The 14,485-nt window shown below is 69.5% G+C and carries 9 protein-coding genes; 6 read left to right on the top strand and 3 right to left on the bottom strand.

The features are described 5' to 3' along the window. Positions 1 to 262: 262 nt before the first annotated feature. Together C5E41_RS27670 and C5E41_RS27665 are read right to left on the bottom strand one after the other, a co-directional pair. Positions 263 to 2,029: a serine/threonine-protein kinase gene (locus tag C5E41_RS27670; RefSeq protein ID WP_104378688.1), complete on the bottom strand. Its 1,767-nt coding sequence runs from the start codon at positions 2,027 to 2,029 to the stop codon at positions 263 to 265. 121 nt (positions 2,030 to 2,150) lie between these two features. Further along, a complete protein-coding gene (locus C5E41_RS27665) occupies positions 2,151 to 3,413 on the bottom strand; it encodes an MFS transporter (protein ID WP_104378687.1) in 1,263 nt (420 codons plus the stop codon). Between the two features lie 520 nt (positions 3,414 to 3,933). Between C5E41_RS27665 and C5E41_RS27660 the strand changes: the two genes are divergently transcribed. From C5E41_RS27660 to C5E41_RS27635, 6 genes are all read left to right on the top strand, one after another. Continuing rightward, positions 3,934 to 5,805: an amino acid transporter gene (locus C5E41_RS27660; RefSeq protein ID WP_258081305.1), complete on the top strand. Its 1,872-nt coding sequence runs from the start codon at positions 3,934 to 3,936 to the stop codon at positions 5,803 to 5,805. 481 nt (positions 5,806 to 6,286) lie between these two features. Beyond that, positions 6,287 to 10,183 (top strand): Pls/PosA family non-ribosomal peptide synthetase, encoded by a 3,897-nt coding sequence (locus C5E41_RS27655; protein WP_104378685.1) that lies wholly within the window; start codon positions 6,287 to 6,289, stop codon positions 10,181 to 10,183. 13 nt (positions 10,184 to 10,196) lie between these two features. After that, on the top strand, positions 10,197 to 11,555 hold the full coding sequence (locus C5E41_RS27650; protein WP_104378667.1) for a M1 family metallopeptidase: 1,359 nt from the start codon (positions 10,197 to 10,199) through the stop codon (positions 11,553 to 11,555). A gap of 156 nt (positions 11,556 to 11,711) precedes the next feature. Next, positions 11,712 to 12,074, top strand: coding sequence for an ArsR/SmtB family transcription factor (locus C5E41_RS27645; protein ID WP_104378666.1), 363 nt, complete (start codon positions 11,712 to 11,714; stop codon positions 12,072 to 12,074). Continuing rightward, positions 12,071 to 12,556: an SRPBCC family protein gene (locus tag C5E41_RS27640; RefSeq protein WP_104378665.1), complete on the top strand. Its 486-nt coding sequence runs from the start codon at positions 12,071 to 12,073 to the stop codon at positions 12,554 to 12,556. The genes C5E41_RS27645 and C5E41_RS27640 overlap by 4 nt, the downstream gene beginning before the upstream one ends. 205 nt (positions 12,557 to 12,761) lie before the next feature. Next, positions 12,762 to 13,073 carry a hypothetical protein gene (locus tag C5E41_RS27635; RefSeq protein ID WP_219823263.1) on the top strand — a complete coding sequence of 104 codons (312 nt, stop codon included), beginning with the start codon at positions 12,762 to 12,764 and terminating at the stop codon, positions 13,071 to 13,073. A gap of 118 nt (positions 13,074 to 13,191) precedes the next feature. On the opposite strand, the gene mshC is transcribed toward C5E41_RS27635, so the two are convergent. Further along, entirely contained in the window at positions 13,192 to 14,430 is a 1,239-nt protein-coding gene (gene mshC, locus C5E41_RS27630) for a cysteine--1-D-myo-inosityl 2-amino-2-deoxy-alpha-D-glucopyranoside ligase (protein WP_104378664.1), read from the bottom strand. Positions 14,431 to 14,485 lie beyond the last annotated feature (55 nt).

Genomic DNA, 14,485 nt, shown 5'->3' with positions numbered 1-14,485 from the left:
GCATCTCGTCCGCAGAATCTCCGAGGCGGTCGGCGAACCATCCGCCTCCGCGGCCCCGAGACAGCTGCGGCTGGGATGCACGCCGATGAAGCGGTTCATCAATGCCGCGCGCTCGAGTTCGACGGTGCCGGCGATACCGGGCAGCGTGGCTGCCGAACCGACGGGACTCTGTACCTGGGCAGCCTCAGCGAACCGGCGATCGCGGTGGTGCGCCTGCCGCCATGAGACGGCCGAGGCGACACCCATTGTGCTGCAGGCAGTGTCACTGGCGTCGCAGTGTTCCGGTGATCGCGCCGATCGGGCCGGTCATCGAGTAGGCGACGGTGTGGTCCGGGTTCAGGGTGAGGGTGGAGGATTGGCCGTCGTCCACGCAGGTCGCACCCGAGACCAAGCGGGCCCGCAGCGTGATCGCGGAATCGCTTGCCGAGGTGAGGGTTTCGGCGCGCCGGCAGGTGAGGCCACTGGTTCGGCCGGTGTTGCTCGCAGTGCCCAGTTCCGTCCCCACCGCGCCCGCGCGGAGGGTGACGGCGATGTCGTAGGTGGCCAGCCCGTCGGTCGCGGTGCCCTTCCAGGTGCCCACGTACTCGGCGGGCAGCGCGGGCAACTCGCTTCCCGCGGCAGTCGTCTCGGCTGCCGTCGCCTCCGGAGCCGATGTTTCCTCGGATCCGGCGGTCTCGACCGGGGTCTCGGTGCCGGCAGCCGACGCCGGCCTGTCCGATGAGGCACTGCGGAAGGCGAGCGTGGCACTGATCACCGCCGCTGCCACCAACAACACTGCCAGGCATCCGATCACCACCAGCCTGCGCCGCGACGAATTCCTTTGTGCGGGAGTGTTTTCGGTGTGTGCGCCGGCTGGGGTGTGGCCGCGGGGAGTCCAGGGCGCAAGCTGTTGCGTCGGCGTGCCGGGCCACGGACCCGTCTGTCCGGGAATACCGGTGTTCAGGGAGTGTCCCGGGGTGATGGTCGAGGACCGGCCCGCATCGCCCGGATCCGATCGCCGTACGGTCGGCGGTGACGCCTCGATCGGCGGCACGGGCGTGTTCGGGTGCCCTGTGGCGCCGGTCCGGCCCGCCGAGGCGATCAGTGTCGAGGGAAGTTCGGGCGCGCTGTGCGGCGTGACCGGCGGATCATGCGGCACCGGACCGGAATCCAGATCGAGCAGCATCACCGCTTGACGGCTGATCGCCTCCAGGATCGGCCCCGGCAACCACCCCGACCAAGCGTCACCCAACGCCACACACTGCCTTTCGACGTCGGCGGGCGTCGGGCGATTGCCGGGCTGTTTGTCCAGGCATGCTCCCGCGATGGGGCGCAATGCCGCCGGCAGGCCGTCGAGGCGGGCCGGTTCCTGCATCACCCGCCACAGCATCGGGATCGAATCACCCGAACCGAACGGCCCGCTGCCGCTGGCGGCATACACCAGCACCCCGCCGAGGGCGAATACATCGACCGCCGGCCCCACCGGCGCATCGCCCGAAATATGTTCCGGCGCCATATAACCCGGCGAACCGATCACTGTGCCGGTCGTGGTGAGCGTGCCGTCGTCGGCGGCGCGGGCGATACCGAAATCGATCAGCCGCGGACCGTCGAGAGTCAGCAGCACGTTGGACGGCTTCAGGTCGCGGTGCACAACGCCGGCCGCGTGCACATCGGCCAGTGCCCGCGCCAGGCCCGCGGCCAGCGGAACAAGCGCCGATTCCGGTAGTGGCCCGAACGAGTCCACGGCCTCGCGCAGCGACAACCCCGCCACGTACCCGGTGGCCAGCCACGGCCGTTCCGCCTCCACATCGGCGTCCAGGACCGGCACCGCATGCGCGCCCGTCACGCGCCGCGCGGCGGCCACTTCCCGCCGGAACCGGGTGCGGAATTCGGGGTCATCCGACAGATCCGGTCGCACCACCTTCACCGCGACGGTGCGGCCACCGGCATTGCGGCCCAAATAGACCCGGCCCATTCCGCCGGCGCCGAGCACCCCGAGCAGACGGTAGGGGCCGATGGTCACCGGATCCCCGGACTCCAGTGGGAGCATCTGGATTCGTCGTTCCTTCCCGGCCTCGCCCTGCCGCGTGCGGGCTCGCTCGATCACACACGAGCGCGGCATCCGTCGCAAGCGGTGGCCCTACCGAAGCTCCGGCTCGGCCGCGCAAGCTCTAGCTCGGCTGCGGTACCGGTTCCTCGCCGGCCGCGTCGGGAACCTCGGTACCGGCCAGCGAGACGCCCGCGGTCTCGCGCAGGAAGAACCACGCCACCAGGCCCACCAGGCACGCGCCGACCATGTAGTAGGCGGGGAACAGATGCCAGCCGGTGGCGTCGATGACCGACTCGTTGATCAGCGGTGCGGTGCCACCGAACGCGGCGGTGGAGATGTTGTAGCCCAACGCGAAACCCGCATATCGCACCTGCGTCGGGAAGATCGCCGGGAAGGTCGCCGAGATCGTGGACAGCTGCGGAACATAGAGCAGGCCCAGCACCACGAAGCCGACGATCGCCCATGCCGCGCCCCGCCCCATCAACCAATACATGGGGATTGCCAGGATCGCCAGCCCCACCAGCGACACCAGCCACATCGGCCGCCGCCCCACCCGGTCGGAGACCGCACCCGACACCGGCAGCACCAGTGCCATCACGATCTGGCCGACCAGCACCATCGCCGTGGTCTCGGAATCCCCCATCCCCAAGGTGTTGTGCAGATAGGTCGGCTGATACGCCAGCAGCGTGTAGTTGACGACGTTGAGCGCGACCACCAGGCCGGCGATGGTCAGCAGTTCGCGGCGGTAGTCGCGCAGCAGGACCCGCAGCCCGCCCTGGGCCTTCTGATGCTCGGCGACCTCGGTGAACACCGGCGATTCGTCGAGCTTGCTGCGCAGATACCAGCCGATCAGGCCCAGCGGCACCGCCAGCAGGAACGGAATGCGCCAGCCCCACGATTCCATCGCGTCGTCGGAGAGCAGAACCTGCAGGATCAGTACCACCGTGGAGCCACCGACGAATCCGCACAGGGTGCCGAATTCGAGGAAGCTGCCGAGGAATCCGCGGCGGCGCTCATCGGTCGATTCCGCGATGTAGGTGGCCGCGCCACCGTATTCGCCGCCGGTCGAGAAGCCCTGCACGACGCGCAGCAGGATCAGCAGGATCGGCGCGGCGATACCCACCGCCGAATGGGTGGGCAGGATGCCGATGCAGCCCGTGGCCGCGGCCATCAGCAGGATCGTGGTGGCCAGCACCAGTTTGCGGCCGACCCGGTCGCCGAGCGGGCCCCACACCATGCCGCCGATCGGGCGCAGCACGAAGGAGACGGCGAAACCGAGCAGCGTGCCCAGGGTGCCCAGCGAGCCGGGGAAGAACGCGTCGGTGAGATAGGAGGCCGTGGCCGCGTAGACGCCGTAGTCGTACCACTCGGTGGCGTTGCCCATGGCCGCGGCGGCCACCGAACGTCGTTGCTGGGCGTGCGGCAGGCTGGTGCTCACGCGCGCTCCTCCTCACCTGTTTTCGGTTGCTGCGCGCCCGGCCGCGATGCCGCGACGTGGGACACGAAGTACTCGGGTACCCGGTGGGCGGTCCGGCAAACCGGACGGCGGCGGCGCGGCCGGCTCGGTCGGTGGGATCCACCTGCGATGATATCGGGGTGGGTGACTCCGCTCACAGCACGACGCGGCCGGTGAACGGGAGTCACCGGCCGGTCCTGCGCCGGATTTGCCGGATTGAGTGTCTGATTTGCCGTTTTGCGCTGCCGCGCACGACATCCGGTATGCGTGGCTCCGGTGGCGGCCCACGTACATTGACCCGGATATCGCTGGACTCCGGGATGCCCGGACAGATGCTCCCGAGGGGGATCACGTGACCGCCACCGCCACCGGACGACCGCGTTCGGCTTTGACGGAATGGTTGCTGCAGGGCGCCGACGAGGACCGCTACTCTCGCCATCCCGGCCCCATGGTGAAGGAGACCGAAGAGCAGCATCAACGGTCGTGGTGGCAGGTGATGTGCCTGACCGGCGTCGACTACTTCTCCACCCTCGGCTATCAGCCCGGCATCGCCGCCCTGGCCGCCGGCGTGCTGTCCCCGCTGGCAACGCTGGTGCTGGTCGCGCTGACGTTGCTGGGTGCGCTGCCGGTGTATCGGCGAGTGGCCCGCGAATCCCCGCACGGCGGCGGGTCGCTGGCCATGTTCGCCGATATCCTGCCCCGCTGGACCGGCAAACTGTTCATCCTCGTCCTGCTCGGATTCGCCGCTACCGACTTCGTGATCACCATGACGCTGTCGGCGGCCGACGGCGCCGCCCACATCGTCGAGAACCCGTTCGTGCCGCAGGCGCTGCACGGGCACGGGCTCGCGATCACCCTCACCCTGCTGGCACTGCTGGCCGCGGTCTTTCTCAGAGGATTCGCCGAGGCGATCCGGATCGCGATCGGGCTGGTGGGGGTCTATCTGGCACTGAACTTGGTCGTCGCGATCGTCGGGGTGTGGAAGGTCGCTACCGCCTCGCACCTGGTCGTCGACTGGGGCCACGCCATGACCGCCCAGCACGGCAGCGTCTTCGCGATGGTGGGCATTTCGCTGCTCGTCTTTCCCAAACTCGCGCTCGGACTGTCGGGTTTCGAAACAGGGGTGGCGGTGATGCCGCAGATCAAGGGCGGCCCCGGCGATACCGAGGAGCACCCGGAACGGCGGATCGTCGGCGCGCGCAAACTGCTGACCACGGCCGCGCTGATCATGAGCGCATTCCTCATCGTCACCAGCTTCATCACCGTGGTGCTGATCCCGGAACACGAATTCGAATCCGGCGGATCGGCCAACGGCCGCGCGCTGGCCTATCTGGCCCACGAGTATCTGGGCAACGGATTCGGCACCGTCTACGACATCTCCACCATCGCCATCCTGTGGTTCGCCGGCGCCTCGGCGATGGCCGGACTGCTCAACCTGGTGCCGCGGTATCTGCCCCGTTACGGGATGGCGCCGGAATGGGCTCGGGCCACCCGTCCGCTGGTGCTGGTGTTCGCGGTGATCGCCTTCGGCATCACCTGGTACTTCGACGCCGACGTCGACGCACAGGGCGGCGCCTACGCCACCGGTGTGCTGGTGCTGATCACCTCCGCCGCCGTCGCCGTCACCCTGTCTGCGGCGCGAAAACGCCAGCGTGGCAAGGTCTTCGGGTTCGGCGCAGTGGCGGCCGTGTTCGTCTACACCACGATCGCCAATATCGTGGAACGGCCCGAGGGCGTGCAGCTGGCCTCGCTGTTCATCATCGCCATCATCGTGGTGTCGTTCGTCTCGCGGGCGCGGCGGGCGTTCGAATTGCGGGCCATCGAGGTCGACTTCGACGACAAGGCGGGCTGGCTGATCGACAAGATCGCCGCCTCGGGCACCATCCGCATCGTCACCCACGACCTCGACGACGTCGACGGCCGCCGGCCCGACGACTACCGGCAGAAGGAAGCCGAACAGCGGATCGAAAGCCACATCCCCGCCAAGGAGCCGATCCTGTTCCTCGAGGTGATCGTCAAGGACGCCTCGGAATTCTCCACCGACCTCCACGTCAGCGCGGTCGAAATCGACTGTTACAAAATCCTTTCCGTCGAAGCCGCCGCGGTGCCCAACTCGATCGCGGCGATCCTGCTCGCGATACGCGATCGCACCGGCATGAATCCGCACGTGTATTTCGAATGGACCGAAGGCAATCCGCTGCTCAACCTGCTGAAATTCCTGTTCGTCGGTGAGGGCGAGGTGGCGCCGGTGACCCGGGAGATCCTGCGGCGCGCCGTCGCCGATCCGAATCAGCGCCCGCACGTACACGTCGACAGCTGACCTGTCCGGTCGCAGGGGGCGGTGGGTGGCCGGCAGGGCCCCGGCATATCGCGAGCGAACACGCCCGTCGCCCCCGCGAGAGCCCGCGCGCGGTTGTGTTGGGACAATAGGGCGGGCCGACGGTGCGACTGCCGGGGGTTGCGGCGGCCCGGACGCGCGCGAACCGGACAGCTGGTGTTTGCGCATCGGTAACCCCAATGTGAGACAACCGGACGTCCGATAGCCGGGAACGGGAGAGGCAGGCAGCAACGTGATCGTCGGTTCGCAGTCGGGCGCGGGCGCTACCGATGCGCCGCTCACCGCGCCCTCGGGCAGCGACACGAATGGTGGGCCCCCCGAATCCCCGCCCTCGACGGACTCCGGAGCCCGCGCAGCTGCCGGCCCATCCGCCTCGGCGGTGGCCGGCACCGACGGGAAATCGGCATTCGAGGTCGCCGACCCGGATTCCGATCGGCGCACTGCGCCGGCTCCCGCCTCGCCGCTGCTGCGCGGAGTCGCCGCGGCGCAGCCTCGGACACTGGTCGACATCCTCGCCGAATCAGCACACGCACACCCCGACGCCGACGCTGTCGACGACGGCACCGAGGTACTGACCTATCGGGAGTTGCTCGCGGCGATCGAAGCGTCGGTGGACGAGTTGCGCGCGGCCGGAATCCGGCGCGGCGACCGGGTCGGGGTGCGGATCCCGTCGGGAACCGCGGCGCTGTATGTGACCATCCTCGCCGTCCTGCACGCCGGAGCCGCCTACGTGCCCGTCGACGCCGACGACCCGGAGGAACGCGCCGAACTGGTCTTCGGCGAGGCCGCGGTGGCCGCCGTCGTCACCGCCGACGGCATCACCGCCGTGCGTCGAGACAACACCGCCATCGGCCGAGAAGACACCGCCCCGGGCGACGGCGGCGACCGTGCGCCGGCCGATCCCGACACGCCCGGCCCCACAGTCGACGATGACGCGTGGATCATCTTCACTTCCGGCTCCACCGGAACCCCCAAAGGTGTCGCGGTCACCCACCGCAACGCCGCTGCCTTCGTCGACGCCGAAGCGCGAATCTTCCTGCAGCAGGAGCCGATCGGGCCCGGCGACCGGGTGCTGGCCGGACTGTCGGTGGCCTTCGACGCCTCCTGCGAGGAGATGTGGCTGGCGTGGCGGCACGGCGCGTGCCTGGTGCCGGCGCCGCGCGCGCTGGTACGCAGCGGGATGGATCTGGGGCCGTGGCTGGTGCGCCGCGAGATCAGCATCGTGTCCACGGTGCCCACCCTGGCCGCCATGTGGCCGCCGGAAGCGCTCGACGCGGTGCGGCTGCTGATCTTCGGCGGCGAAGCGGTTCCCCCGGAACTGGCCGAGCGGCTCGCAGGCAGCGACGAGCGTGAGGTATGGAACACCTACGGCCCCACCGAGGCCACCGTGGTCGCGTGCGCGGCACAGCTCACCGGGACGCCGCGGGTGCGCATCGGATTACCGCTGGACGGCTGGGATCTGGCCGTCGTCGACGCCGACGGCACGCCGGTCGCCGAGGGGGACGCCGGTGAACTGGTGATCGGCGGCGTCGGGCTGGCCCGCTACCTCGACCCGGCCAAGGACGCCGAAAAGTACGCGCCGATGCCGACCCTCGGATGGCAGCGCGCCTACCGCTCCGGCGATATGGTGCGCAACGACCCCGCCGGGCTGATCTTCCTCGGCCGCGCCGACGACCAGGTCAAAGTGGGTGGACGCCGGATCGAACTCGGCGAACTCGACGCCGCGCTGCAACATCTGCCCGGCGTCACCGCCGCCGCAGCCGCCGTGCGCACCACCGCCACCGGCACCCCGGTCCTCGTCGGCTATCTGTCCACCGGCGACGACGGCATCGACCTGCCGCGTGCGCGGGAGCTGCTAGCCGAACGACTACCCGGGGCCCTCGTGCCCCGGCTGGCCGTGCTGGACGAATTGCCCACGCGTACATCGGGAAAAGTCGACCGTGACGCGCTGCCGTGGCCGCTGCCCGGCGCCGACGGCGAACCCGGCGCGGGATTGGACGGCACCGCGTATTGGCTTGCGGGACTGTGGCATTCGGTGCTCGGCGCCGATGTCGACGGCTTGGATTCGGATTTCTTCGACCTCGGTGGCGGTTCGCTGTCGGCGGCGCAGCTGGTCACAGCGCTGCGCGAACGGCTGCCGCAGATCACCGTCGCCGACCTCTACGATCATCCGCGCCTGGGCGCGCTGGCCGAGTTCATCGACGCCGCCGCCCCCACCGAAAAGGCGCCCACCCGCCACGTCACCCCGACACCGTGGCGCGCGCAATGGATCCAGGTGCTGGCCTCGGTGCCGCTGACCACCCTCACCGGCCTGCAATGGCTCACCTGGCTCGGCGTGGTCACCAACATCGCCACCCGCTTCGGTGCGCTGCCGTGGATGCCGGGACTGTCGTGGTGGTGGGCGCTGGCCGGATTCGTGCTGTTCATCTCACCGCCCGGCCGGATGGCGATCTGTGTGGCCGGTGCTCGCATCCTGCTGCGCGGCGTGCGCGCCGGCAGCTACCCGCGCGGCGGCTCGGTCCATCTGCGCCTGTGGACGGCGGTGCGGATGGCCGAGGCCGCGGGCGCGGAGAACCTCTCCGGCGCACCGTGGATGGTGCCGTTCGCCCGCGCGCTGGGAGCACGCATCGGACGCGGTGTCGACTTGCACACGCTGCCGCCGGTCACCGGGATGCTGGAACTCGGCGACGGCTGCAGCGTCGAACCGGAAGTGGACCTGGCCGGATACTGGATCGACGGCGACCTCGTGCACATCGGGGAAATCCGCATCGGGCCCGGCGCGGTCGTCGGTTCCCGCTCCACGGTGATGCCCGGCGCGGTGATCGGCAAGAACGCCGTCGTGGAACCGGGCTCGGCCGTATTCGGGAAGGTGAAAGCCGGACAGAGCTGGGCCGGATCGCCCGCGGTGAAAGTCGGTCCCGCCGAACATCGCTGGCCTGCCACCACACCGCCGCGCGCACCGCACTGGGTGCTCGCCTTCGGCGTGACCTCGATGCTGCTGTCGGCGCTGCCGGTGATCGCGCTCGCGGCGGGCGGGCTGCTGCTGGCCTGGTGGATCCGTGACGAAACCACGCTGACCGGGGCGCTGGCGCACGCGATGCTGATGCTGCCGGTGGCCGCGCTGATCGTGCTCGCGGTCTTCGCCGCGGTCACGGTAGTCGCGATCCGCGTGCTCGCGATCGGCTTGACCGAGGGCTACCACCCCGTGCGCAGCCGCGTCGGCTGGCAGGCCTGGGCCACCGAACGGCTCGCCGACTCCGCGCGCACCTTCCTGTTCCCGCTGTATGCCAGTCTGCTCACCCCGCTGTGGCTGCGGCTGCTCGGCGCCGACGTCGGCAAGGGCGTCGAGGCGTCGACGGTGCTGCTGCTGCCGAAATTCACCAAGGTCGCCGACGGTGCCTTCCTCGCCGACGACACTATGATCGCGGGCTACGAACTCGGCGGCGGCTGGATGCATATCGGCGGCGCCAAGGTGGGAAAGCGGGCCTTTCTGGGTAACTCCGGTATGACCGCGCCCGGACGGCGGGTGCCCAAGAACGGTTTGGTGGCGGTGTTGTCGGCGGCTCCGGAGAAGGCGAAAGCGGGTTCGTCGTGGCTGGGCAGCCCGCCGGTGCGATTGCGCCGCACCGCCGGTGATTCCGACACCGCCCGCACCTTCGATCCGCCGCTGCGATTGAAACTGGCGCGCGCGCTGGTGGAGACCTGTCGCCTGATCCCGGTGATACTCAGTTTCGGCATCGGGCTCGGTGTGCTGTTCGCCTTGGCCTGGCTGGCCTCCGGGCCCGGATATTGGCTGGCCGCACTCTGTTCCGGTGTGGTGCTGCTGATCGCCGGCGCCGTGGCCGGCGCATGCGCGGTGGCGGCGAAATGGTTGATCGTCGGACGTATCGAGAAGGTGGAACATCCGCTCTGGAGTTCGTTCGTATGGCGCAATGAGGTATGCGACGCGTTCGTGGAAACCGTTGCCGCGCCGTGGTTCGCGCGCGCGGCTACCGGCACCGCGGTGATGAACATCTGGCTGCGCGGGCTCGGCGCGCGCATCGGGCGCGGAGTGTGGTGCGAATCGTACTGGCTGCCCGAGGCCGATCTGGTGAGCCTCGGCGACGGAGCGACCGTGGAACGCGGCTGTGTCGTGCAAACACATCTGTTCCATGATCGGATCATGTCCATGGACAGCGTGACCCTCGAGGCCGGTGCCACCCTCGGCCCGCATTGTGTGGCATTGCCCGCGGCCCGCATAGGCGCCGGTGCGACAGTGGGCCCGGCGTCGCTGGTGATGCGCGGGGACACCGTCCCGGCGTCGACCCGGTGGCAGGGCAATCCGATTGCGCCGTGGCCGGATACCCGGCGCGGCAAGTGAAGGCAGGTCGTCGGTGAAGCTGGGCAAAGGTGGCGCCGAGGCGCCGATCGACGACTATCTGCCGCAGAACGGCAACCGCGGCTACCGGGTCTCGCGCTACGAACTGGACCTGGTGTACAAGGTCGCCGCCAACCGGCTGACCGGCCGGGCCACCATCACGGCGGTGACCACCGCGGTGCAGCCGCGGTTCGCGCTGGATCTGTCGCAAACACTGAGCGTGGCAAAGGTTTTCGTCAACGGCGCCAAACCCGCCAAATACTCCCACACCCGCGGGAAGCTGACGATCACACCCGCCCATCAGGTCCCGCCGGGCGCTGCACTGTCGATCGTGGTGCACTACGGCGGCACCCCGAAACCGGTGCGCGGACCGTGGGGTGAGGTCGGCTGGGAGGAACTCACCGACGGCGTGCTCGTGGCGAGCCAGCCCAACGGCGCGGCGTCCTGGTTCCCGTGCGACGATCACCCCAGCTCCAAGGCGAGCTACAGAATATCGATCACCACCGACTCCTCGTACCACGCGCTCGCCAACGGCGTGCTGACCGCTCGCACCACGAAATCCAGCCAGACCACCTGGGTGTACGAGCAGTCCGAGCCGATGGCCTCCTATCTGGCCACCATCCAGATCGGGCCGTACCGGTCCCACCGCATCGACGCCGGACGTGTCACGAAGGTGCCGATGACCGCGGTGCTGCCGCCGCGGCTGCGCACCGCGTTCGACCACGACTTCGCCCGGCAACCACAGATGATGGCCGAATTCGAACGCCGGTTCGGGCCCTACCCGTTTGCCGGCTACACCGTTGTGGTCACCGACGACGAGCTCGAAATCCCCATCGAGGCACAGGGATTGTCGATCTTCGGCGCCAATCACTGCGACGGGCAGCGCGGCGCGGAACGACTCATCGCACACGAACTGGCCCACCAGTGGTTCGGCAACAGTCTCACGGTGCGGCAGTGGCGCGACATCTGGCTGCACGAGGGCTTCGCCTGCTACGCCGAATGGATCTGGTCCCAGGCCGGCGGCGGGCCCAGCGCCGACCAGCAGGCCCGCGCCGCTCGCCAGAATCTCGCCCGGGCCCCGCAGGACCTCGTGATCGGCGATCCCGGACCGGCGTCGATGTTCGACGACCGGGTGTACAAACGCGGCGCCCTCACCCTGCACGCGCTGCGCCTGCGCCTCGGCGACGACGCCTTCTTCACCCTGATGCGCGACTGGACCGCCCGGCACCGCTACGGCACCGTCGCCGCCGAGGACTTCGCCGACCTTGCCGGCCACTACAGCCCTACCCCGCTGCGCGACCTGTGGGAGAGCTGGCTCTACCGCACGGCCTTGCCCGAGCTGCCGCAGCACGGGCTGGGCGCGGTCGGCAGCTGACTCAGGCGTCGAATCCGACGTCGGCCAATTGCTGTGCCGCATCCGCTGATTGGCGAAACCCGGCATCGTAGTGCGTCCCGAGACAATTGATTCACCCGCTCTTTCGGGGCGTCAAAGACTTGTGACCTGCATTACGTAACTCTACACTTACGGTTCGTGGGGACTTACCAAGATGGTGCGCTCGACGCTCTCGGGGATCCGACCCGGCGAGCGATCTTCGAACGACTCGGGCGCGGACCCTGCGCGGTCGGTGAGCTGGCCGCCGAACTCCCGGTCAGCCGTCCGGCGGTCTCCCAGCACCTCAAGGTGCTCAAACAGGCGGGACTGGTACTCGACGAGGCGGTCGGCACCCGCCGGATCTACCGGCTCGATCCGAACGGCATCGACGCGCTGCGCGGCTACTTCACCCGGTTCTGGACGACGGCGATGTCGTCGTTTCGCGACCGGGCCGCGGCCGCCGCACGCGCTGATTCTGGCGAAACATGCAGCGGCACAACCATATTCGAGGAGAAGTCATGACACAGCAAACCAGCGATACCCAGATCCGCGTCGAACTGACCGTCGAGGCGCCCATCGACACCGCCTTCGACGTCTTCACCACCGGCATGGACAGCTGGTGGCCCCGCGAACATCACATCGGCGCGGGGCCGCTGGCCGAAGTAGTGGTCGAACCCCGCGTCGGCGGACGGTTGTTCGGCCGCGAAGCCGACGGCACCGAATGCCCGTGGGGCCGCGTCCTCGTGTGGGACCGTCCCGGTCACTTCGCCTTTTCCTGGGACATCTCCCTGGACTGGAAATACCAGCCCGACCCGGCGCTGACCAGCCGCGTCGACGTCACCTTCGCCCCCATCGACCCCACCCACACCGCTGTCACCCTCGTCCACGGCGACTTCGCCCACCACGGCGAGGGCTGGGAATCCATGCGCGACGCGGTCGGCTCGCCGGGCGGCTGGCCCGGACTGGCGGACACCTACGCACGCGCCGCCGCGGCGGCTGCCTGAACTGCTGCACGCAATTTCGCGCCCCACCGCGAGCGGCGGCGGCCGCGCCGGCGGTGGTGAATCGGTTCGTGCCGGCATGCATCGGCTGCCTCCAGCCGGTCCTGGGGCGCGGTGAACAATGGGGCGTGGCCGGATTCGCGCCCTGCGGTGCGTTCGTCCGGCCGCTGTCCCGGTTCGGGTTGATGTGTGATGGAGGTTTGTGAGTATGGCCGGAATTTCTTCGGTGCCGACGGCGGTGCTCGCTGCCGGTGGGCTGCTCGGCGGGTTCGCGCTCGCGCAGGCGACCGAGCAGCGGCAGCTCGGTGGTGCGGTTTTCGCCGCGGCTACCGCGGCCGCGGTCCCGCGCTGGCGGGCGGTCCTCGGCACTCCCGGGGCGGCCGCGCTGACCGGGCTCTCGGTGGGCGCGATGGGCGTCTCGCATCCGCTGGCCAAGAAGATCGGCGCGTGGCCGTCGGTGGCGGTGGTTTCCGGCGCGGTGGCCCTCACCTCGTGGGTGCTCGCCGACCGCCGCGCCTGAACGGCCACAGCTGATCCGCAGGTGCCAACACCTGCGGATCAGCTGTCCGGCCCCGAGCCGCGGCGCCACTGCGTGCAGTCGTTGCGCATGCGCGGTCGGTGCACCGCGCACGCTGCGCTCAGAGAGTAATGCCCAGCAGCGCGTCGACGGCCGTGCGAACCAGGCCCGGCGCCGTGGCGTCCGGCCCGCCGTAGGTCAGGGCCTGCTGCGCCCAGCTGTCCACGGCGGCAAGGGCTTTGGGGGTGTCCAGGTCATCGGCCAGATGCTGGCGCAACCGGGCGACCGTCTCCTCGGCCGCAGGGCCCGACTCCAGCGCCGCCGCCTGCCGCCAGCGCGCGAGCCGCTGCTGTGCCTGCTCGAGCACCGCATCCGACCACTGCCTATCGGTGCGGTAGTGGTCGGCGAACAGGCCCAGCCGGATCGCCGACGGATCCACGCCGGCGCGCCGCAACTTCGACACGAACACCAGATTGCCCCGCGACTTGGACATCTTCTCGCCGTCCAGGCCGATCAACCCGGCATGCACGTAGTGCCGGGCGAAGCGCCGATGCGACACCAGCGCCTCGGCGTGCGCGGCCGAATACTCGTGATGCGGATAGATCAGATCGCTGCCGCCACCCTGGATGTCGAATTCGGGGCCGAGCCGGTTCAACGCGATCGCCGCACATTCGATGTGCCAGCCCGGGCGGCCCTCGCCGAACGGCGCCGGCCACGACGGCTCACCCGGCCGCGCTGCCCGCCACAGCAGTGCGTCGATCGGGTCGCGCTTACCCGGGCGCTCCGGATCGCCGCCGCGTTCGGCGAACAGCCGATCCATCGTGGCCCGGTCGTAGCCGGATTCGTAGCCGAACTGCTCGGTGGCGTCGTGACGGAAGTAGATATCGCGGTAGTCGGCGTCGTCGACCACATACGCCGCCCCGGCGGCGAGCAGCTTGTCCACCAGCTCCACGACCTCGCCGACCGATTCGATCGCGCCGATGTAGTCGCGCGGCGGCAGCACCCGCAGCTGCGCCATATCCTCGCGGAACAACTCGATTTCGCCGGTGCCGAGTTCGCGCCAGTCCACCCCGTCGCGTTCGGCCCGCTCGAACAGCGGATCGTCGACGTCGGTGATGTTCTGCACGTAGTGCACCTCGTGGCCGCCGTCGCGCAGGATCCGATTGACCAGATCGAAGGCCAGATAGGTCGCCGCGTGCCCCAGATGCGTAGCGTCGTAGGGTGTGATGCCGCAGACGTACATGGTGGCGGTCGCGCCGGGCGACACCGGGCGCACCTGCCGGTCGGCGGTATCGAACAACCGCAACGGCGGTCCGGATCCGGGGACGGCGGGAACGGAGATTTCGGACCAGGACTGCATGATTCGAGAGTAAGGGTCCGGGCGGGCACCTCGCCCGCCGACCCCGGCTACCGGG

It is taken from the genome of Nocardia nova, from assembly GCF_002933465.1.
Lineage (GTDB): Bacteria > Actinomycetota > Actinomycetes > Mycobacteriales > Mycobacteriaceae > Nocardia > Nocardia nova_B.
The sequence above is the reverse complement of the archived record's forward strand: the minus strand, read 5'-3'. Positions and strand labels throughout refer to the sequence as shown.